Here is a 20,839-nt window from a genome sequence, read left to right as displayed (position 1 = left end):
GTCAGGCGCGTCCATCGGACTGGTGCTGAAATAGCATAAATTGCCGGAACAGCTCTGCCTGGCTCGAGATGTTCAGCTTGGCATACAGGCGCTTGCGATGATTCTTGACGGTGCCGGTAGAAATTCCCATCTTGCTCGCGATCTCCGGACTGGTATGTCCCCGCAGAATCAGCCAGGCGGTCTCTCGCTCACGCTCGCTCAGCCGATCCTGTCCAAAGCTCGCCAGCAGGCTTGGCGTTTGTTCCTCCCGCGGCAGATGCAGACTCGACACCAGCCAGAACTGGCGAACCAGTGACTCAAGCAGAGGAAACAGATAGGCCACCTGGGCCATCAGGGTGACGTGATCGGCGCCCTCCTCCAGAGCACCGTAGGCCCCAAAAGACATCGTGATGCCATCCCCTTCTCCCAGCGAAAAGAACGCGGCGGCTTCCCGTTCAAGGCCCAGGTTGCGGTAGTAGGTCGCGAAGTATTCCGTCTCGCGGAAGCCGGCGGGCGCCAGTTCTTCAAGCCACCACACCCCTGGCGCCGCCTGGGACTGCCAATGCTGATGAAACGGGTCGAGCAGGTACATGCGCTCCACATAGGGTAACAGCACCCGACGATCGAGCACCGCCGACAGGTTATGCGCCAGCACCGTGGGCCTGCCCACGCCGGGAAAGTGCATCACCGCATAGCTGATCCCCGGGGCATAGGCACCCAGCACCTCCCCTAACCCCTCGAGAAAATTGGGCGAACGCACGCGGTCGGCAAGGCGCGCCACCGGCGCAAGATCGCTCGGTGGCAGCACCTTCGAGGGCAAACGGCAGGGGCGGCAAACATCCATCGGGTCAGAATACGTCACCCCAGGTGTCTGACCAAGCCATCAAGGCGTGCCAGCAAAGCCTCCTGATGCGGCTGCAACGTCTGCTGGCCCCAGCGTGCGATCTCGTCGTTCATGGGGTCATCGGCCTGGATCGCTGATCCTGCCAGAGTCTGGATGACCGCATGACCGCACAACGGCACGTAGCCCTCGCTGTAGCCTCCCTCATGCACCATCACCAGGCGGCCCTGGCACAGTCTGTCCGCCACATTGAGCAGCCTGGCCGTCATCTCCGCATAGGCCTGGCTATTGAGCATCATGCCGCCCAGGGGATCCATGGCGCTGGCGTCATAACCACAGGCCACCACCACCAGCTCTGGGCGAAAGCGCTCCAGCGCCGGCACCACCACGCGCTCGATGGCCGCCTGGTAGGCGCCGATACCCGAGCCCGGCGGCAACGGCACGTTCAGGTTGTAGCCGCGGCCGACACCACCCCCGATATCTTCGATGTCTCCACTGTCGACGGGGTAGTTGCGGTCCTGGTGCAGCGACAGGGTGAGCACGTCATCGCGCTCCCAGAATGCCTGCTCGGTGCCGTTGCCATGGTGCACGTCCCAGTCGATGACCGCGACACGCTTGAGCGGATGGCGCGCCATCATGGTCATGACCGCGATCGGGATATTGCCCAGCAGACAGAAACCGCGGCCTCGGTCCCGCTCGGCGTGGTGCCCTGGAGGGCGACACAGGGCATAGGCGTTGTCGGCGTCTCCGCGCAGCACCGCATCCATGGCGGCAATCGCCTGTCCGGTGGAGCGACGGGCGATGTCGTAGCTGTCACGCCGCAGCGGCGCGCACTCCCCGGCATCACCAAAGCCAAACTCGCTCATCTGCGCCAGCCGCGCCAGATACTCGGCGGTATGGAAACGCAGCAGATCGCTCTCATCGGCAGGGGCCCCCTTGATCGGCACCAGCTCATCCATCAGTCCGGTGACTTCCAGCAGATTCTTGAGGCGTCGCTTGGTCTCCGGGTGTTCCACCGCGGCCGCAGGCTGGACATGTTTACCAGGCGTCGCAAAGACCGAGCAGGGACCGTTGTCGTGCCACAGGCAGTGCTCATGAAAGGCGAAGGCCGTACGTCGTTGCATTCGTGGCTACCCCAGCAGGAAATAGAGAATGGCACTGGCACCTGCCGCCAGCAGCACGTACGGCAGCTGTGTCAGGGCGTGCTGGATCGGCGTCACTCCGCAGCCACGTGCACTGAGCACGGTGGAGTCACCGAAGAAACAGGCGTGGGAACCGAAGGCACCGGCCGAAATCATCGCCCCCAGGGTCAGCCCCATGGAGGCCCCGGTCGCCTCGGCCAGGGGAATCACGATGGGAAAGGCGATGGCGTAGACGCCCCAGAAGGACCCCGTCGCAAAGGCCAGTCCTGACAGCAGCAGGAAGGTGACGCCCGGCAACCAGCTTCCCTGCATCAAAGGTTCGACCCAGGCCACCAGCGTCTCGGTCAGGCCGAGGTTCTGGTTCACCGTTTGCAGCAGGAAGGCGGCGAACACGATGCCGAGGGGCAGCAGCATCTGCTGAAAGCCCCCCAGGAGCTCATCAAACATGCGATTGAGCGGCGCGATCCGCTGCGCTGCATACAGCGCCAGGGCAACCAGCAGGGCGAAGCCGACACCGATCAGCGCATCGATACCGAACCACCAGGTCGCCAGCAGCAGCGTGGTCACCGGCAGTACGAAATTGATCAAGCGGGGCGTGATCTGGCGCTGCACCTCGTCGGCTTGCTCGGCGCTGCTATCGTCCACCAGCTCATCTCCCGCCTCTGCCGCGCGCATGCGCCCAAGGGCAGGCAACACCCCCAGCGCTACCAGCAGTACCACCAGCAGCGCAATCAAGGGGTAGAACAGCATCGGTATCAGGCCGAGATAGGTGGCGAAGCCCTCTCCGGTTGAGGCAATGCCCTGGCTTTCCAGCAGTCCCGCCAGATAGATGGCCCAGGTCGAGAACGGTATCAGCAGACAGATCGGCGCCGCGGTGGAATCGACGATATAGGCCAGCATCGAGCGGGAAATCTTGAGTCGATCGAACAGCTTCTTCATCGCCGCCGATACCGTCATGGCATTGAGGTAATCGTCGATGAAGATCAGGATGCCAAGGCCCGTGGCCCCCAGCATGGCCCGTCTGCGCGTGGTCAACAGGCGGCCCGCGCTATCGCTGAAGGCCTCGGTGCCCCTGACGAACTGCAAAAGGCCAATCAAGGCACCCAGCAGCCCACAGACCAGGGCGATCCAGCCCATGGTCGGCTGCTGCATGACCTCCAGCCCCGCCAGCGCCATGTCCTGAATGGCGCTGGAAGGTGACAGGATGATGAAACCGCTAAGACACCCAGCCATCAGCGCCTCGAGGGTACGGTGGGTGATCAGCGCCATGGAAATGACGACCACCGTGGGCACCAGCGCGTAGGCGCCATAGTGGCCATCCTGGATCAGCCAGTGGCCGGACAGGCTGGCAACCAGCACCACACTGAGAAAGAGCAAGCCGCGACGCAGGCCGCGATTGGGGTCCTGGCGACGATTCGCCAGCTCTGAAAGACTATGATCCACTGTCGTCACCATCGGGTTGTTGTTGAAATGTGACCGTGCGATGCCTTTGATAGCACTGCCCTAGCACCTGCGGCGATATCCCCATGCGGACCATCGCCACACTCAAGACCCTCGATGTCAGGAGACTCATCCCATGTCCCAACACCGCCATGTCCGGCTATGTCTGCCAGCGCTGGCGTCGATGCTGGTATCACTGTCGGCACCGCTGAACATGGCCCTGGCATCCCCTATGGGCGATGACACCCAGCCACCCGTCGCCGCGCCCTCGACAGGCGCCCCGGGCACCGCTTGTGCCCTCCCCGGCGATTGGCGAACGCCAGGAGCCAGCCTGACCAGCCGCTCCCCTCCCATGGGCTGGGCGGCGCTGGCGGACGAGCAGGTGGTACTGCTGGGCGAGCGCCACGACCAGCCTGCCCACCATCGTTTTCAGCTGGCGGCGATCAGCGCCCTGCACGCCCAGCAGCCGCGCCTGGCCATCGGCCTGGAGATGCTGCCAAGGGAAAGCCAGGCGGCGCTGGATGCCTGGGTGGCCGGAAACATCGACGAGACAGAGCTGCTCAAGCAGAGCCAGTGGTATCGCTACTGGGGCTTTGACGCCGCGCTCTACCTGCCGATACTGCACTTTGCCCGTGACCATCGCCTGCCGCTGAAGGCACTCAACGTCACCCCGGAGCTACGCCGACGCCTGGTCGAGCAAGGTGTCATGGCCGTTCCACCCACTGAGCGTCACGGCATCCCGGAACCGGCCCCGGCATCGCCCTCGTACCGGCAGCGCCTGGAAGAGAGCCTGGCCCAGCACGCGGCCGAACTTGGTGACGAAATCGGCAGTCGCGTATTCGATGCCGGAATGATCGATGACTTCGTCTACGCCCAGCAGGTCTGGGACACGGCCATGGCGTACGGACTTACCGAGCTGGTAGACGACGGCTACCTGGCGGTGGGCCTGGTGGGAATGGGACATACCAGCTATGGCGAGGGCATCGAAACGCAGCTTTCACACCGGGATATCCGCGCGGTGTCGAGCCTGCTACCGCTGACGGTGGACGAGGCCTGCACGGCCGACGACGGGCTCGCCGATGCGATCTTTGTGGTGCACAACGACATGATTCAGCATGGACCGCGACTGGGGGTTGGCGTCGACATGGACGAAGGCAGTCTGGTAGTCAGCGAGGTGGCACCCGATAGCCCCGCCGCGGCTGCGGGGCTGCGTGTCGGTGATCGCCTGCTGCGCTTTGCTGGCCAACCCCTTGACCAGCCTGCGCAGCTCAAGGCGTTGGTGAACCGCGTAATGCCGGGGACCCAGGCGAGAGTCGAGGTAAGGCGCGAACGGGCCCACCACACGCTGACGGTCAGTTTTCCCCCAGCGCCCACCGAGGTTGAGGGATAGGTTGAGGAATAGCGCGCGGCCCATAGGCCGGTCCCGCAGCGACAGGAGGCTGAGGAAGCCAAGCAGTCCGAGCCTTGAGCGTGGCCCCTCACTGACGCCCGCCCTTCAAAACGCCTCGTCTGCGTCGAGCTGGGCCAGCCGCTCTCCCAGGGCGTCCAGCTGGTGGGGAGCGAAGACCTCAATGCCAGAGGCACGCAGCAACGCCGTGGTGACTCCCTCACCGGCCACCAGAGTGCCCTCAAAATGGCCGTCGTAGATCTGGGTGCTGCCGCAGGAGGGGCTGCGGTCAATCAACAGGGCCAGGCGAACCCCATGGCGCCTGGCCGCGGACAGCGCAAGCTTTGCACCCCGGATAAAGGCATCGGTGGGATCGTCCCCGGCGTCATCCGCGATCCTTGCCTGCCCGTGCAGCACCTGACGTCCCTGCCCTCCCTGGATTTCGGCGGGAGGTCTTGGCGTCGGCAATCCTCCCGCCACTTCCGGACAGATGGGTACCAGCCGCCCCTCCTCGCGCCAGCGCCTCAGACGCGCATCGCCCAGGGCCTTGTGACTGGCGTCATAGCGCACCGGGTCTCCCAGCAGGCAAGCACTGACCAGAACCTTGTTCACGTGGCAACTCCTCACCATCACTTCTATCGTCAACATGGCATCGCTGGCGGCTACCTCCGCTCGACGACAGGATGCCCTGTGTGCCGCAGCATGCTAAGCTCCGCCCACCTTTGATTCCCCCAGCACTCAATTGGAGTTTCCCATGGTTCAAGCTACTGCTCGCCATATCCTCGTCGACAGCGAAGACAAGTGCCAGGCCCTCAAGGCCGAAATCGAGAACGGTCGTGACTTTGCCGACGCCGCCCGCGAACACTCCTCCTGCCCGTCCGGCCGCCAGGGCGGCGACCTGGGCAGCTTCGGCCCCGGCCAGATGGTGCGCGAGTTCGACGAAGTCGTGTTCTCCGCCGAGCTCAACAAGGTCCAGGGCCCGGTCAAGACCCAGTTCGGCTACCACCTGCTGGAAGTCACCAGCCGCGGTTGATATCCCGCCGAGCGAGTCACGCCGATCTAGCCACACCATGCTAGTCAAACCAAGGCCACGCCAAAGCGTGGCCTTGGTGTCTAAAACAGTGTCTTAGGCAGCCTCTTCTGCCCCCCTTCCTGCCGCTGTTATCTACTCCACTGTCTTCTCGACTCGGGTCAGGGGTTCACCGCGGGTGTGGATCATCACCACGATCAATTCCGCAGCACTTTCATCGCTGGCATTGACCAGCTTCACATGACGCACGCCCTCCGGCTCTCGCCACTCGTCGCCAGGCCCAAAGCGTTCTTCTTCCCCACCCTCAAGCTGTGAGATCACCTCGCCGGCGGCCACCTTGACGTAGGCTGGCCCTGCGTGGCGATGGGGCGGCAGACTGGCCCCCGGGTCCAGGGTAACCAGTACGACGGTGGAGATCAGGTTGGAATCGTCTGACACCCACTTCTGCTGCATGATGTTCTGGGACACGCTGGGCGTTACCTGCTCGCCACTCTGTGCCGACGCCTGGGGCGTTACCGCAATCAGCAGCGCCAGGGCGAACGCCAACCGCGACGCCAACCACAGCAAGCGCCCGGGCGACTGGGGCAGAGTCACAGTACCGCACGCCTTGTTCTTGCTGGTCACTCGTTTCAACGTCAGGGGAGACTCAGGAACCATGGAGCAGACCTCTTGGGACAACGTCGTCGGTGACGAGAGTGTTTGGATGACGCCACCACCGCCTTCCTTACATCCGTTCCGGTAACGTCCCGTGCCGAACGGCATGTTCGACCCACGGCTGCAGCTTCGTGCACATTCTATTGGGAAAATTCCCCAGCCCTGCCCGCTGGGCCGAGTTAGGCTATGCAAAAACAACCATCGACCGCCCCGACCGAGGATGAGGAGTCCCCTATGTCGATCATCGATTCACCCGAACGTTATGGCAGTATCAGCCGTTTCTTCCACTGGAGCATCGCTGCCCTGGTGCTGTGGCAGCTCGTCACGGCCACCACCACAGTGCTGTTCGAAGATTCCTGGCTGGATAAACTGACCTGGGCTACCCACAAGCCGGTGGGCCTGCTGATTCTGATCCTGATGCTGGGCCGGGTGGCCTGGGCGCTGTTAAACCAGCGCCGCCGCCCATCCAGCCTCAACCTGCCGTCGCATCTGGGTCATCTCGCGCTATACGCCCTGCTGGTCGTGATTCCGTCGATTGCGCTGATGCGCCAATATGGCTCCGGGCGCGCCTTTTCGCCCTTCGGCATCGAGCTCATGTCAGGCTTTGACGGCGACAAGATCGAGTGGATGATGCTCCCTGCCAATCTGCTCCACGGCTGGCTGGGGTGGGCGCTGTTCGCGATGGCCCTGGGGCACGTGTTGATGGCGGTTCATCACCGCATGAATCCCAGGCAGCAGGATGTCCTGCCCCGCATGCTTGACGTCAGCGCCAGGAAATAAGTCCGCCGCAGCCATGGACGGCATGAACCTGCGGCCCCGGCGGAGGGGACACACCGGCCAGGGCGTGGATCGGGCCGGTGTGCAGATACAGACAACCGCGCTAGGATGGGCGAAGGCCATCGATAAGGACGTCAGCATGGAGCATTCATCAGGACTGCCTCACCCGCCGCACCAAAACCTTGACCCCGGGGGAAGGCACCCATGAGCGACTCCCCGATCATTGATGTCCAGGCGCTGACAAAGATCTATGCCGGCGGATTCGAGGCGCTCAAGGGCATCGACCTGAGCATCAAGCGCGGCGAGATCTTTGCCCTGCTTGGCCCCAACGGGGCAGGCAAGACCACCTTGATCAGCGTCATCTGCGGGCTGGTCAATCCCTCATCAGGCCACGTCAGGGTTGACGGCCACGATATTCTCGATGATTTCCGTGCTGCCCGTTCGCTGATCGGGCTGGTGCCCCAGGAGTTGACCAGTGAAGCCTTCTCCACCGTATGGGACACGGTGTCCTTCAGCCGCGGCCTGTTCGGCAAGCCCAAGGATCCGGCACATATCGAGAAGGTGCTGCGCCAGCTCAGCCTGTGGGAAAAGCGCAAGAACCGGCTGATCACCCTGTCCGGCGGCATGAAACGTCGGGTGCTGATCGCCAAGGCACTGGCCCACGAACCCCAGGTACTGTTTCTGGATGAGCCCACCGCCGGGGTCGACGTCGAACTGCGCCGTGACATGTGGGAGGTGGTGCGAGGCCTCAGAGAGAGCGGCGTCACCATTATCCTCACCACGCATTACATCGAGGAAGCGGAAGAGATGGCCGAGCGCATCGGCGTCATTCGTGCCGGAGAGCTGGTGCTGGTGGAGGAAAAGCAGGCGCTGATGGCGAGCCTCGGCCGCAAGGAATTGACCCTGCACTTGCGCGAACCCCTCGACGCTGTTCCGCACGCCCTGGCTCACCACCACCTGGCCTTGAGCGACGAGGGCCATGCGCTGGTCTACCACTATGACGGTGCAGACGACGGTGAGAGCAGCATCGCCGACTTGCTCGCAGACGTCGACGCCGCCGGCATCGCATTCAAGGACCTGCACACTCGCCAGAGTTCGCTGGAGGAAATCTTCGTCAATCTGGTCAAGGAGCGACCATGAACATCACCTCGGTCAAGACGCTCTACCTGGCAGAGATGGCCCGAAGCCTGCGCACCGTGCTGCAGAGCGTGGTATCCCCCGTGCTATCCACCTCGCTGTACTTCGTGGTCTTTGGTTCCGCCATTGGCTCACGCATCAGTGAGGTCGAGGGCATTCCCTACGGTGCCTTCATCGTGCCGGGGCTGATCATGCTGATGCTGCTGACCCAGAGTGTCTCCAATGCCTCATTCGGGATCTTCTTCCCACGCTTTTCGGGGTCGGTCTACGAGATTCTATCGGCTCCCATCTCGCCGCTGGAGATCGTGCTGGGCTTTGTCGGCGCTGCCGCCACCAAATCTATTGTGCTCGGCTTGATCGTGCTGGCAACGGCCAGCCTGTTCGTGCCCTTTACCATCATGCACCCGCTGTTGATGCTGCTGTTTCTGGTGCTGACCGCACTGACCTTCAGTCTGCTCGGTTTCATTATCGGGATCTGGGCCGATGGCTTTGAAAAACTACAGCTGGTGCCGCTTCTGGTCATCACGCCGCTGACCTTCCTCGGCGGAACCTTCTACTCCATCGACATGCTGCCTCCCCTGTGGCAAACGGTGACCCTGTTCAATCCGGTGGTCTACCTGGTGTCGGGTTTCCGCTACAGCTTCTATGGACTCGGCGATGTCAGCGTATGGGTCAGTCTGGGCATGATTCTGCTGTTCATGGCCCTGGCGCTGGCGGTCATCCATGCCATCTTCCGCAGCGGCTATCGCCTCAAGCCATGAATCGGCTTCGGTCTGACGCCCCAAGTACGCTATCATCTGCCGCCGTTTTTTGGTCACGAGGTTTCCATGCCGATCTCTGCCTGCGTCATCCAGCGCCTGGACAAGAGCGCCAGCGACATCCCGGCAACGCTTAAGCCTGCCAGCGAGCTGCATCCCGACAGCGACGCATTGGACAGCCTGGTCACCCGCCTGACCGACGCTTACCACGGCAAGGCCAAGCGCTGGGGCCGGCTCAATGAGCACGCTCCCCCCAGCACCACGGATCGCCCGAGCGTGCAGGATAGCGACGCCAGCGGCGAGGATGTCGCCCCTTGGGACGACGATGACTCCTCCGCGACAGGGACCTCTGGTGCAGGCTCCTCTGGCCTGGACGCCTCTGATGAAGGTCCGGTAGTGGCGACCACCAGCCGCTTCCCTGCGGAGTTTCGTGCCTTCCTCGACGGCGAGCGAGACTTTCAGACACTGGCCAGGGAGCTTGGCGAGGCCATCAAGGGCGTGGTCGACGCGCACCTGCCCACCGGAGGCCACCTGCTCATGGTCGACCAGCGCCAGGGCGAGACCCGCCACCTGTTCGTCGCACTGGTTCACCATCGGGACGGTTTCGTCATCGGTGAAGACGGTCGCGTCGGCATCACCGGGCAGCTCAATCACAGTCAGATGTCGCTGGCCTTTCGCCTCAACCTGACCCAATGGCAGGACGGCGGCCCGTCGAGTCAGTACCTGTCGATGCTGGCAGATCGCGGCGCGAAGAAGCTGGCCGACGACCTGCAGGCCCTTTTGGGCGCTAGCGAAGGCGTCGATCCAAAGAGCGAAACCCGTACCTTGCTGAAGGCCTTCAGCGACTATGTCGAGCAGGAAGACATGGAGGAGGAAGCGTCGCGGGAAAAGACCGATGCGCTGATCGACTACGCCCAGGACCAGGCAAGTCGCGGTGAAGCGATGACCCTGGATGAGCTCTCCGCCCTGGTCAACGATGACAATCCGCGGGCCTTTTACGAGCACATTCGCAACGCCGACTACGGCCTGTCACCGGAAATCCCGCCGGACAAGCGCACCCTCAATCAGTTCCGCCGCTTCACCGGCCGCGCCGAGGGCGTCTCGATCAGCTTCGACTCCCACCTGCTGGGCAACAGCATCGAGTACGACGAAGAACATGACCGATTGATCATCAAGAAGCTGCCCAGCAAGCTCAAGGAACAGCTGCAGGGGGGCTAGTTCAGGCCTCCCGGGATTGCGACGCCATGCTCTCGACCTCGACTACCCGATCCAGGCGCAGCTCGTCCTCCGAACGCTCGCCGGGATAGCCGCCGGGCACGGCCACCACGCGGGTGTCCCCCAGCGTCAGCATCACCGGGTCGTGGACGTGGCCATGGACCCACAGCGCCACGCCCTCCATCAGCGACTCGAGGCGTGAGGCAAAGGCCGGCGACAGCGGGTCGCCCTGATAGTGGGCAGGAATGCACTCGGCCAGGGGAGCGTGGTGGCTGACCACCACCGTGGCACCGGCGAAGGGCCTGGCGAGCTCGGTCTCAAGCCAGGCCCGGTTCTCGCGGTGCAGCTCGACGCTGCGCTCCGGCGAGAAGACCTCGCCATCAGGTTCTTCGATGATCGCGAAGTCGGGCATCTGCCTGAGTGCAGCGGACAGCGTCTCCGCAGGGATGTCCTGCGGGTCGGGACGCTCATCGTAGAGCGCGAAGTCGGTCCACAGTGTCGTCCCCAGAAAGCGCACGCCGTCGAGTTCAAGTCGTGCGTTGTCGAGCAGGTGAATGCCCAGCGTGGCCGCGCGCTCACGCATCTCCTTGCGCAGGGGCTCCATGCGATGCTTGTAAAATTCGTGATTGCCCGGCACGTAGATCACGGGCTGATCGGGAAAGCGCGCAGCAGCCCACTCGATTCCCTGCAGGCCTAGATGAATATCACCTGCCAGGATCACCATATCGGCCTCGATGTCGGGCAGCAGGCGATCCCCCTCGAAGTGCTCCAAGTGCAGGTCCGACAGGATTCTCAGGCGCATGAGCTCGCCTCCGGCTTAAGCGTTATGGGCTGCGCTCACTCATGGCCAGCCTGGCCGCCAGGCCAATGAACAGCGCCCCCAACCCTCGCTCACACCATAGACCAAGACGACGATTGCCGCGCAGCGCTGTGACCAGCCTGGCGCCCAGGATCACCAGCGGCGGCTCGATCAGCCCCGCCACCGCAATGATCAAGAACCCATGCAGGGCAAGCTGGAGGCTGGCCGGCCCTGCGCCTGGCACCACGAACTGAGGCAGAAAGGCCAGGAAGAAGATGGCGACCTTCGGGTTCAGCAGAGAGATCACGACGCCCTGGCGATAGATGCTGGCAGCCCCAGGCAGAGACGGGGCCGGCGCCGCCGTTTCGCTGGACGGGCGGGCGAGCAGCGCCTGAATGCCTAGCCACAGCAGGTACGCCGCGCCGACCCACTTGATCAGGCCGAAGGCGACCGCGGACGTTGCCAGCACGGCGGACAAACCCAGCGCCGCCATCAGCACATGCACGCCCGCCCCACTCCATACCCCGAACATCGCAGCGAAGCCCCCACTGCGGCCATGTCGCGCGGTCTGGCCCAGTACAAAAGCCATGTCAGGCCCCGGTGAGAGATTCAGCAGCAAGGCTGCCGACAGAAAGGTGACCCAGTGGGCCAGGGTATACTCGAGCATGGCGGATCTCGTGGCGGCAGCGTCGGTAGCAAAGCCTTCCACGCTAGGCGACGGGCCCTCAACGCGCAACCCAGTTGAGCCAGAAACACACCTTGCTGCATGCTGTCTTCCCTTGCCCGGCCAACTCAAGACGCCGCCCCCTTCTCCCCTGCCAAGGAGTTCTACCATGTCCGCGTTGCTGCCCCGCCTCGGCTTTATCGGTATCGGTCTGATGGGCGACCCGCTAAGCCGCCGGCTAGCCAAGGCCGGTCATCCGCTGGTCCTCTACAACCGCACCCGAGCTAAGGCCGACGCCGTCGCTGCGGAGACCGGCGCCAGGGTCGCCGATAGCGTGGCGCAGTTGGCCGCTCAGGTAGACGTGGTGATCACCTGCGTGGCCAATACCGAGGTGCTGCGCGAGCTGATGCTCGGGGCCGAGGGGGTCATCGCCAACGCGCGTCCCGGTGGCGCCATCATTGACCTGACCAGCGCCGACCCGGCCGCCACCCGGGAGCTTGCCCAGCTGGCCGCCGAATCCGGCCTCAGCTGGGTCGACGCCCCGGTCTCCGGTGGCGTGGCGGGTGCCGAGGCCGGCAGCCTGGCGATCATGTGTGGAGGCGACCGAGCCCACGTGGACGCCGCCAGGACGATCCTGCAACCACTGGCCTCGCGCATCACCCATATGGGTCCGGTAGGCGCAGGCCAGGTCACCAAGCTGTGCAATCAACTGCTGGTGGCCTGCAATACCGCAGCGATCGCCGAAATGGTGGCACTGGCCGAGTCCAGCGGTGTCGATGCCGGCCTGTTGCCAGAGGCCCTGGCGGGCGGCTTTGCCGACTCAACGCCTTTTCGCATGCTGGTACCGCGCATGGCCGAGCGTGATTTCAAGGCGCCCAGTTGGCACCTGCGCACCCTGCTCAAGGATGTCGACATGGCCACCGCTCAGGGTTATCGCCAAGCCAGCGCCACGCCGATGGCTGCGCTGGCCGCCCAGCTGATGCGCAGTCGACTGGCCAGGGGCGAAGGCGAGAGCGATCCGGCGACGTTGATTCGGCTCTATCGTGACGACGCGCAGCGTAGCTAGACCCGTCTGCGGCGGCGCCGTACACTCGTTCGACATCCGCCATCAGTTACAGGATGCTTTTCCATGGCGTTCAACTCCACCGCCACTTACGTGGCTACCGATGCGCTCAAGCAGGCCGTCAATGCGGCCGTCACCCTTGAGCGCCCGCTGCTGATCAAGGGCGAGCCAGGCACCGGCAAGACGCTGCTGGCAGAAGAACTGGCCGCGTCCCTGGGCACCCGCCTGGTGACCTGGCACATCAAGTCCACCACCAAGGCCGCCCAGGGCCTCTACGAGTACGACGCGGTCAGCCGTCTGCGAGATTCCCAGCTCGGCATCGACGGGGTCGAGGATGTGGCCAACTACCTGCGGCCCGGCAAGCTATGGGAAGCCTTCACCGCCGACGAACGGGTGGTACTGCTGATCGACGAGATCGACAAGGCCGACATCGAGTTCCCCAATGACCTGCTGCAGGAACTCGATCGAATGGAATTCTTTGTCTACGAGACCGGCGAGACGATCCGGGCGCGCCACCGCCCCATCGTGGTGATCACCTCCAACAACGAGAAGGAGCTGCCCGACGCCTTCCTGCGCCGCTGCTTCTTCCACTACATCGAGTTTCCCGACCGCGCCACCATGGAGCGTATCGTCGCCGTACACTTCCCGGATATCGCCCCAAGGCTGGTCAGCCAGGCCCTGGAAGTGTTCTTTGAGCTGCGCGAGGCGCCGGGCCTCAAGAAGCGCCCCTCCACGTCTGAGCTGGTCGATTGGCTGAAGCTGCTGATGGCCGACGACGTGGCGCGGGAAGCCCTGAGCCAGCGCGATCCAGCCAAGAGTCTGCCGCCCCTGGCCGGCGCCCTGGTCAAGAACGAGCAGGATACGGCTCTGCTGGAGCGCCTGGCCTTTATGGTGCGGCGTCAGGGGCGCTGATGTTTCTCGATCTGTTCGACAGTCTCAGGCGCCAGCAGGTCCCGGTATCCCTGCGCGAACTACTGGACCTGCATGCCGCCGTGGACTCCGGCATTGCCTTTGCCGATGTGGACGCCTTCTATCAGTTGGCCCGCACCATCATGGTCAAGGATGAGCGCCACTTCGACCGCTTCGATCGCGCCTTCGCCGCCTGGATCGGGTCCGTGGAAAGCCTCGATGCGGCCATTGACGCACTGATCCCCGAGGAGTGGCTGCGCCGGGAGTTCGAGCGCCAGTTGAGCGACGAGGAAAAGGCGCAGGTCACATCTTTGGGCGGACTCGAGGCGCTGATCGAGACCTTCAAGCAACGCCTCAAGGAACAGCAGGGACGCCACGCCGGTGGCAACAAGTGGATCGGTACCGGCGGTACCAGCCCCTTCGGCGCCTATGGCTACAACCCCGAGGGGATGCGTATCGGCCAGGATGGCTCGCGCCATCGTCGTGCGATCAAGGTCTGGGATGAACGCCGTTTCCGCGACTATGACGATGATCAGGCCCTGGGTCCGCGCAACATCAAGATGGCACTGCGCCGTCTTCGCCGCTTCGCTCGACAGGGTGCACTGGAAGAATTCGATATCGACGCCACGATTCGCGACACCGCTCGGGATGCCGGCCTGTTGAACCTGCGCATGCGCCCGGTGCGCCACAACGCGGTGAAGGTGCTGTTGTTTCTGGACGTGGGCGGTTCCATGGACGACCACATTCGCGTCTGCGAGGAACTGTTCTCGGCGGCGCGCTCCGAGTTCAAGCACCTGGAGCACTTCTACTTCCATAACTGTCTGTATGAAGGCGTGTGGCGACACAATGCGCGCCGTCACAAGGAGCGGTATTCCACGCTGGAGCTGATGCGCACCTTCGGCGCGGACTACCAGGTAGTGATCGTGGGCGATGCGTCGATGTCACCCTACGAGATCACTCACCCCGGCGGCAGCGTCGAACACTTCAACGAGGAGCCGGGCGGCATCTGGCTGAAGCGACTGGTGGAGCGCTACCCTCGCCTGGTATGGCTTAACCCCAACCCGCCGCGCTATTGGGAATATACGCCCTCGACCAGGATCATCCGCGAGCTGGTGCAGGCGCGCATGTACGCCATGACGCTGGAAGGACTCGACGAGGCCATGCGCGAGCTGGCTCGCTAGACCACGACCCCGGATCTGATCAAGGACCCGTCGATGCCCCACCTGCCGCAGCCACTTCGCCGACTCAGACTCTTGGTGCTTGCCGGCGCATTGGTGTGGCTGGCCGGCTGCGACATGGCCACCGGGGTCGCCACGGAAGGGCTGATCCACTCCTACTCTAGGCCCGCTCTGGAACCCCGTGACGGCTATGTGGTGGACCATCGTCACCCCGCCCGTGGCCACAACAGCCGCGTGCATTTCTTGATCCTGCACTATACCGATGAAAACCAGGCCGACTCGCTGCGCGCACTCACCGGACCACGGGTCTCCAGTCACTACCTACTGCCTTTGCCAACACGTCGACTCCAGGGCTCACCCGTGGTGTTTCAGCTGGTGCCCGAGTCTCGCCGTGCCTGGCACGCCGGCGCCAGCCGTTGGGGCAACCGCGTCGGCCTCAACGATACCTCCATCGGCATCGAGATTGTCAATCAGGGCCCCGACCAGCCCTGGGTCGGCAGCGAGCTGGAGCCCCCCGAGGGAGTCGGCTGGATGCCCTACCCCGACAGCCAGATTGAAGCGCTGATCGCCCTGTCCCGGGATATCATCGAGCGGCATGGCATCGAGGCCAGGCACGTGCTGGCACACTCTGACGTCGCGCCCACGCGCAAGCTGGACCCAGGCCCGGCATTTCCCTGGAAACGGCTGCATGATGCCGGCATTGGTGCCTGGCCCGAGCCGGAGCGGGTGGCCCACTATGCCCAGCGCTTCGACGCTCGCCAACGTATCGCAGGAGGGAGCCTCCCCTCGATTGAGACGGTGCAGCGGGCGCTGCGTGCCTGGGGCTATGACATCGACGTCAGCGGCGTGCTGGATGACGCGACCCGCGCCACCCTGCGAGCATTCCAGCTTCACTTTCGTCCCGCCGACTTCAGCGGAAATCTCGACGCAGACACCTGCGCACGCCTGTGGGCTCTACTGGAGCGATACCAGCCAGAGGCGCTGGCGACACTGGCCGAGCCGCAACCAGCTGAGCCTCAACCAGCCGCTCCTCCAGCCGCGCCGGGCAGGTAATGGATCACGTCGTGAAAACGCAGCACCGCGGGCCCTTCGTTGCGCATCAGGTGCGGCCGGTCAGCACAGAAACGTAGCCCTTCCCCCGCCGTCAAACGGTGCCACTCATCGCCCACAGCCAACACCAGCGTGCCCTCGAGCACGACCAGGTGCTCGACCACCCCAGGCGCATGGGGGCTGGAGGCGCTTTCAGCGCCTGCGGCGAGTTCAATCTCGAACATCTCGAAGCCCAGCAGGGGATCGTACGGAAACAACAACTTTGCCTGCATACCCGCGCTGTCCTGCCCCCACACCGAATCACTGGTACTGCAGTGGCGCTGCTCCAGCGGCGAGTCATCGGTGCCGGGGCCTTGACCGAACAACGACGAGAAACTCACCCGAAAACCACTGGCGATGCGCCACAGCGTCGCCACCGTAGGACTCGACTCCCCACGCTCGATCTGGCCCAGCATGGCCTTGCTGACCCCGGTCTCCCTGGCGGTATGTGCCAGGCTCCAGCCCCGCGCCTGGCGCAGCCCCTTGAGGGAGCTGGCGATATGGTGGCCGATGTGGTGGGCAGTGTCCGACATGTCGTCTCTCATGAAAATGCGTGACGCGCACCAGTATACAGAGGCTCGAGCCCACAGCGCTTGTGCGTTATAACGCCCACTGCTAGCCTTGGACGTTATAACGCACAACCTACCCGCCCTTCCCAACACACAGCGACACGCCCCATGACCGAGCCGTCTTCCACTCTTGCTGAGCCAGCGACTCCCCCCGAAAAGCGTCAGCTGGCCAACGACCTGCATGCTTCCACCGTGGCAGCAGGGCTGGTGTCGGTACTGATCGGCTACGCCAGCTCCGCCGCCATCATCTTCCAGGCCGCCCAGGCGGCGGCAATTCCCCCATCACAGATCGGCTCCTGGATGTGGGCCCTGGGCATCGGCATGGGCCTGACCACCCTGGGACTGTCCTGGCGCTATCGCATGCCGCTGCTGACGGCGTGGTCGACGCCGGGCGCAGCCCTGCTGGTCACCCAGCTACCGGGGGTCGCCTTCGACCAGGCCGTGGGCGCGTTCATCGTGGCCTCGGTGTGCATGCTGCTGGTCGCCGCCAGCGGCGTGGTCACTCGGATCATGGCCATCGTCCCGGCAGCATTGGCCTCAGCGATGCTGGCGGGCATCCTGCTGCCGTTCGTTCTCGATATCTTCGCTACTGTCCGTGTCGATCCCTGGATGCCATTGCTGCTATTGAGCGTATGGGTCCTGTGCCGACGCTGGCTGCCAAGGCTTGCCATCATCGCGGTGCTGATGGCCGGGATCGCGATAAGCCTGGCGCGGGGGGATTTCCAGGTCGCCCAGGTCTCGCTGATGCTGACGCGACCTGAATGGGTCTCCCCGGCGTTTGACCTGGCGACCTGTCTGGGCATTGGCGTGCCGCTGTTCGCCGTGGCCCTGACCACTCAGCATCTGCCGGGCCTGGCCATGGTCCGCAGTGCGGGCTACTCGCCTCCTGTCGGCGCCTGCCTGGGCACCACCGGGCTGGCGTCGCTGCTGATGGCTCCCTTCGCTGGGCATGGCATCAACATGGCCGCCATCAGCGCGGCGCCTTGCCTGGGGGAAGAGGCGCACCTTGACCCGCATCGCCGCTACACCGCCGGCGTGGCAGCCGGTATCGGCTACCTGGTGCTGGGGACCCTGGGCGCTACCGTGGCCGCGCTGTTCGCTGCCTTGCCTGAGGGATTGATTGCGGTAGTGGCGGGACTGGCACTGATGGCCACCCTGGGTGGGGCGATGACCACCGCCTTTTCCGACGCTCGCCATCTGGACGCGGCGCTGGTGACCTTTGCGGTCACCGCCTCTCCCCTGACCCTGGCTGGGATTGGATCGGCCTTCTGGGGATTGATCGCTGGACTGGTCATCGTTGCCCTGGGGGCATGGCGCGCCTGAGAAGGCCCCAGGCGCGTTACCAAGCTAGCTGGAGGTGGGCGCTGCTCCATGAGACGCCTCGTCACTGGCCATACGCACCATCGCCAGCGCCTCGTCCAGGGTCGCCACTTGCTCGACGCGCACCAGCTCATTGCTCAGGCTCACCGCGGTGCCGGCGCGTTCACTGATCAGCTGCTCCAGGCTCGCCAGATCACGGGCCTCGCCCATGGGCAATGCATCGACCGAGGTGGTGCTGGTACCGGGCAGGTAGATCGTGCCGTTGGAGAAATCTACCGCGTAGGCAATCACGCCAGGCACGATGAAGAACAGCAGGCCCACACCGTTGGCAACGGCCACCACCGGGTCGATACGTCCACTGATCTGCCCCTTGCGCTCCGGATGAAAGACGGTGCCGCAGCCGGCGAGTGAGGTCAGGGTAGTGGCCAGGACCAGGCCGGTAAGCAGACGGGGTGGACGTAACATGAACAACTTCCTTTGCAGTTTCTAGCGCGATGGTAACGCGATGGTAACAAGGTCGATATCGCTGCCTGGGGCGGCCGTGGAGGCCATCCCGCCGCCTTGGCGACATCTTCCATGAGAAAACTCGCACGCATCCTAGCACGTTTTTCTGCACCACTTAGCTGACCTGGCCAACGCTGCGCAGCACTCCCGCTGTCGACTCCGCTGCGGTACGTAGATTCCGGTTCGCACCAACGGTGGTCTGGCGTTGTGCAGGCTGCCAAGATTGGCTTCCCTGGATGACGCTGTTTTGCCGCCGCGACAGCTTCACCGTACAATGCTCGACACTTTTGATGAGTGACATCGTCAACACACCACACTCTCCATTGCGAGCGTCGACCGATATCAGGCAGCGCCTGATCACCGGCAATAGAAGACTCTGCCGTATCCCTCGACGCTCTACGATCTATCGACTCGATGTGAAGGAATCTGCGGACCCATGCGCGCCACCGACCTGCTGATCAGTACCCTCAAGGAAACGCCTGCCGACGCTGAAGTCGTCAGCCACCAGCTGATGCTGCGTGCGGGCATGATCCGCCGTCTGACCTCTGGCCTGTACACCTGGCTGCCACTGGGCCTGCGCACTCTGCGCAAGGTGGAACGGGTCGTGCGCGAGGAAATGGATCGCGCCGGTGCCCAGGAGCTGCTGATGCCTGCCGTACAGCCCGCCGAGCTGTGGCAGGAGTCTGGCCGCTGGGAGCAGTATGGACCTGAGCTGCTGCGCCTCAAGGACCGGCACCAGCGCGACTACTGTGTCGGCCCGACCCATGAAGAAGTCATTACCGACCTGGTGCGCAAGGAAATTGCCAGCTACAAGCAGCTGCCCGCCAACTTCTACCAGATTCAGACCAAGTTCCGTGACGAGATTCGTCCGCGCTTCGGGGTCATGCGCTCGCGCGAGTTCATCATGAAGGACGCCTACTCTTTCCATCAGGACGAGGCGTCCCTCAAGGATACCTACCAGAAGATGTATGACGCCTATGTGCGCATCTTCACGCGGTTGGGTCTCGACTTCCGTCCGGTGATCGCCGACAACGGCTCCATCGGTGGCACCGGCTCCCACGAGTTCCATGTACTGGCCGACTCCGGCGAAGACGACATCGTGTTCTCCACCGAGTCCAGCTACGCCGCCAACATGGAGAAGGCTGAAGCGCTGCCGGCGCCGCTGGGCAGTGACGCCAGCCGTGCAGCGCCCAGCGAGGAGCTGCGTCTGGTCGACACCCCCAACGCCAAGACCATCGCCACCCTGGTGGAACAGCATGGCCTTGCCATCGAAAAGACCATCAAGACACTGATGGTCAAGGGCAGCGAAGGCGGTCTGGTGGCGCTGCTGGTGCGCGGCGACCACGAGCTCAACGAGGTCAAGGCCGAGCATCTGGAGCAGGTGGCCACCCCGCTGACCATGGCAAGCGAAGAAGAGATCCGTGCTGCAGTTGGCGCAGGGCCTGGCTCACTGGGACCGGTGGGACTCGACATGCCGATCGTGATCGACCGCAGCGTCGCGCTGATGAGCGACTTCGGCGCCGGCGCCAACGTCGACGGCAAGCACTACTTCGGCATCAACTGGGAGCGTGATGTGGCGCTGCCCCAGGTGGCCGACATCCGCAATGTGGTCGAAGGCGACCCCTCGCCGGACGGCAAGGGGATACTGTCGATCAAGCGCGGTATCGAGGTCGGTCACGTGTTCCAGCTGGGCCGCAAGTACAGCGAAGCCATGAATGCCACCGTGCTCGGTGACGAAGGTCGTGCCATCCACCCGTGGATGGGCTGCTACGGCATTGGTGTGACCCGGGTGGTGGCTTCTGCCATCGAGCAGAACCACGACGACAACGGCATCATCTGGCCCGATGCGATCGCCCCCTTCCATGTGGCCATTGTGCCGATGAACGCACACAAGTCCCAGCGCGTGCGCGAAACGGCCGATCGCCTGCATGACGAGCTCACCGCGGCAGGCTTCGACGTGCTGCTGGATGATCGTGATCTGCGTCCCGGCGTGCGCTTTGCCGACCAGGAGCTGATGGGCCTTCCCCATCGCCTGGTCGTGGGAGACCGTAGCCTGGACAAGGGCGAGCTTGAGTACAAGGGGCGCCGCGACAGTGACGCCACCATGGTGCCCGCCGACGCCATCGTCGACTTCCTCAAGCAGCGTATCGCCCTGTAACAGGGCCCTCAACGGTCCCGGGCGCTGAGGCGTCCGGGCCGTTGGCACAGGTCTGATCTGGCGGCGACGCGACAGCCGCAGGGCTGCTCATGCCGTGCTGCGAATCCTGCAGATAAAAAAACCGGCCCCGAAGGGCCGGTTGAAAAAGGGGGATGACTCCCCCTCCCCTGACGCTGGTCAATGGCTGGGTGCTGTGCACATGACACCCAACCTGTCTACGCGGAAC

21 protein-coding genes are annotated in these 20,839 nt (G+C 64.0%); 12 read left to right on the top strand and 9 right to left on the bottom strand.

What is annotated here, in order from left to right:
* Position 1: 1 nt before the first annotated feature.
* Genes KUV72_RS19975 through KUV72_RS10305 form a run of 3 tightly spaced genes read right to left on the bottom strand, consistent with a single transcriptional unit; the run spans position 2 to position 3,405 of the window.
* Complete coding sequence (locus KUV72_RS19975; RefSeq protein WP_206937816.1) at positions 2–841, bottom strand: helix-turn-helix transcriptional regulator; 840 nt, start codon at positions 839–841, stop codon at positions 2–4.
* Positions 838–1,944: a class II histone deacetylase gene (locus KUV72_RS10310; protein ID WP_222238235.1), complete on the bottom strand. Its 1,107-nt coding sequence runs from the start codon at positions 1,942–1,944 to the stop codon at positions 838–840. The genes KUV72_RS19975 and KUV72_RS10310 overlap by 4 nt, the downstream gene beginning before the upstream one ends.
* Before the next feature lie 6 nt (positions 1,945–1,950).
* On the bottom strand, positions 1,951–3,405 hold the full coding sequence (locus KUV72_RS10305; RefSeq protein ID WP_315857876.1) for a Na+/H+ antiporter NhaC family protein: 1,455 nt from the start codon (positions 3,403–3,405) through the stop codon (positions 1,951–1,953).
* Positions 3,406–3,538: 133 nt separating this feature from the next.
* On the opposite strand from KUV72_RS10305, the gene KUV72_RS19855 reads away from it, so the two are divergent.
* On the top strand, positions 3,539–4,792 hold the full coding sequence (locus tag KUV72_RS19855; protein WP_222563583.1) for a ChaN family lipoprotein: 1,254 nt from the start codon (positions 3,539–3,541) through the stop codon (positions 4,790–4,792).
* A 105-nt stretch (positions 4,793–4,897) separates the two neighbouring features.
* Here KUV72_RS19855 and KUV72_RS10295 read toward each other — a convergent pair whose 3' ends face one another.
* Positions 4,898–5,401 (bottom strand): DUF523 domain-containing protein, encoded by a 504-nt coding sequence (locus KUV72_RS10295; RefSeq protein ID WP_222238233.1) that lies wholly within the window; start codon positions 5,399–5,401, stop codon positions 4,898–4,900.
* Between the two features lie 142 nt (positions 5,402–5,543).
* On the opposite strand from KUV72_RS10295, the gene KUV72_RS10290 reads away from it, so the two are divergent.
* Positions 5,544–5,822: a peptidylprolyl isomerase gene (locus KUV72_RS10290; protein WP_206937791.1), complete on the top strand. Its 279-nt coding sequence runs from the start codon at positions 5,544–5,546 to the stop codon at positions 5,820–5,822.
* A 132-nt stretch (positions 5,823–5,954) separates the two neighbouring features.
* On the opposite strand, the gene KUV72_RS10285 is transcribed toward KUV72_RS10290, so the two are convergent.
* The gene (locus tag KUV72_RS10285; protein ID WP_222238232.1) at positions 5,955–6,476 is read right to left on the bottom strand and encodes a cupin domain-containing protein; all 522 of its coding nucleotides are present in this window, start codon (positions 6,474–6,476) and stop codon (positions 5,955–5,957) included.
* 231 nt (positions 6,477–6,707) lie between these two features.
* On the opposite strand from KUV72_RS10285, the gene KUV72_RS10280 reads away from it, so the two are divergent.
* The 4 genes from KUV72_RS10280 (at position 6,708) to KUV72_RS10265 (ending at position 10,363) form a co-directional block, all read left to right on the top strand.
* The gene (locus KUV72_RS10280; protein ID WP_222238231.1) at positions 6,708–7,253 is read left to right on the top strand and encodes a cytochrome b; all 546 of its coding nucleotides are present in this window, start codon (positions 6,708–6,710) and stop codon (positions 7,251–7,253) included.
* Positions 7,254–7,454: 201 nt separating this feature from the next.
* Positions 7,455–8,390, top strand: coding sequence for an ABC transporter ATP-binding protein (locus KUV72_RS10275; protein ID WP_222238230.1), 936 nt, complete (start codon positions 7,455–7,457; stop codon positions 8,388–8,390).
* Positions 8,387–9,148: an ABC transporter permease gene (locus KUV72_RS10270; protein WP_222163075.1), complete on the top strand. Its 762-nt coding sequence runs from the start codon at positions 8,387–8,389 to the stop codon at positions 9,146–9,148. The genes KUV72_RS10275 and KUV72_RS10270 overlap by 4 nt, the downstream gene beginning before the upstream one ends.
* 66 nt (positions 9,149–9,214) lie before the next feature.
* Positions 9,215–10,363, top strand: coding sequence for a nucleoid-associated protein (locus KUV72_RS10265; RefSeq protein ID WP_222238229.1), 1,149 nt, complete (start codon positions 9,215–9,217; stop codon positions 10,361–10,363).
* A 1-nt stretch (position 10,364) separates the two neighbouring features.
* Here KUV72_RS10265 and KUV72_RS10260 read toward each other — a convergent pair whose 3' ends face one another.
* Together KUV72_RS10260 and KUV72_RS10255 are read right to left on the bottom strand one after the other, a co-directional pair.
* Positions 10,365–11,162, bottom strand: a complete 798-nt coding sequence (locus KUV72_RS10260; RefSeq protein ID WP_222238228.1) for a metallophosphoesterase — start codon at positions 11,160–11,162, stop codon at positions 10,365–10,367.
* 22 nt (positions 11,163–11,184) lie between these two features.
* Positions 11,185–11,826: a LysE family translocator gene (locus KUV72_RS10255; RefSeq protein ID WP_222238226.1), complete on the bottom strand. Its 642-nt coding sequence runs from the start codon at positions 11,824–11,826 to the stop codon at positions 11,185–11,187.
* Between the two features lie 166 nt (positions 11,827–11,992).
* Between KUV72_RS10255 and KUV72_RS10250 the strand changes: the two genes are divergently transcribed.
* The 4 genes from KUV72_RS10250 to KUV72_RS10235 all read left to right on the top strand — a co-directional run bounded on the left by KUV72_RS10250 (position 11,993) and on the right by KUV72_RS10235 (position 16,026).
* Entirely contained in the window at positions 11,993–12,889 is an 897-nt protein-coding gene (locus KUV72_RS10250) for an NAD(P)-dependent oxidoreductase (RefSeq protein WP_222238225.1), read from the top strand.
* A 63-nt stretch (positions 12,890–12,952) separates the two neighbouring features.
* Positions 12,953–13,798 carry an AAA family ATPase gene (locus KUV72_RS10245; protein ID WP_222163072.1) on the top strand — a complete coding sequence of 282 codons (846 nt, stop codon included), beginning with the start codon at positions 12,953–12,955 and terminating at the stop codon, positions 13,796–13,798.
* Entirely contained in the window at positions 13,798–14,976 is a 1,179-nt protein-coding gene (locus KUV72_RS10240) for a vWA domain-containing protein (RefSeq protein ID WP_222238223.1), read from the top strand. Before KUV72_RS10245 ends, KUV72_RS10240 begins: the two co-directional genes overlap by 1 nt.
* Before the next feature lie 33 nt (positions 14,977–15,009).
* Entirely contained in the window at positions 15,010–16,026 is a 1,017-nt protein-coding gene (locus KUV72_RS10235; RefSeq protein WP_261317437.1) for an N-acetylmuramoyl-L-alanine amidase, read from the top strand.
* Here the strand turns inward: KUV72_RS10235 and KUV72_RS10230 are convergent.
* Positions 15,990–16,595, bottom strand: a complete 606-nt coding sequence (locus tag KUV72_RS10230; protein ID WP_222238221.1) for a helix-turn-helix domain-containing protein — start codon at positions 16,593–16,595, stop codon at positions 15,990–15,992. The two genes, KUV72_RS10235 and KUV72_RS10230, sit on opposite strands and share 37 nt — an antisense overlap.
* A gap of 144 nt (positions 16,596–16,739) precedes the next feature.
* Between KUV72_RS10230 and KUV72_RS10225 the strand changes: the two genes are divergently transcribed.
* Positions 16,740–17,954, top strand: coding sequence for a benzoate/H(+) symporter BenE family transporter (locus KUV72_RS10225; RefSeq protein ID WP_222238219.1), 1,215 nt, complete (start codon positions 16,740–16,742; stop codon positions 17,952–17,954).
* Between the two features lie 24 nt (positions 17,955–17,978).
* Here the strand turns inward: KUV72_RS10225 and KUV72_RS10220 are convergent, their stop codons facing one another.
* Positions 17,979–18,416, bottom strand: coding sequence for a hypothetical protein (locus tag KUV72_RS10220; protein ID WP_206937751.1), 438 nt, complete (start codon positions 18,414–18,416; stop codon positions 17,979–17,981).
* A 475-nt stretch (positions 18,417–18,891) separates the two neighbouring features.
* On the opposite strand from KUV72_RS10220, the gene KUV72_RS10215 reads away from it, so the two are divergent.
* Positions 18,892–20,613, top strand: a complete 1,722-nt coding sequence (locus tag KUV72_RS10215; protein ID WP_222238217.1) for a proline--tRNA ligase — start codon at positions 18,892–18,894, stop codon at positions 20,611–20,613.
* Positions 20,614–20,839: the final 226 nt, after the last annotated feature.

The organism is Halomonas sp. DP4Y7-1, assembly GCF_019800705.1.
Classification (GTDB): domain Bacteria; phylum Pseudomonadota; class Gammaproteobacteria; order Pseudomonadales; family Halomonadaceae; genus Halomonas; species Halomonas litopenaei_A.
The sequence above is the reverse complement of the archived record's forward strand: the minus strand, read 5'-3'. Positions and strand labels throughout refer to the sequence as shown.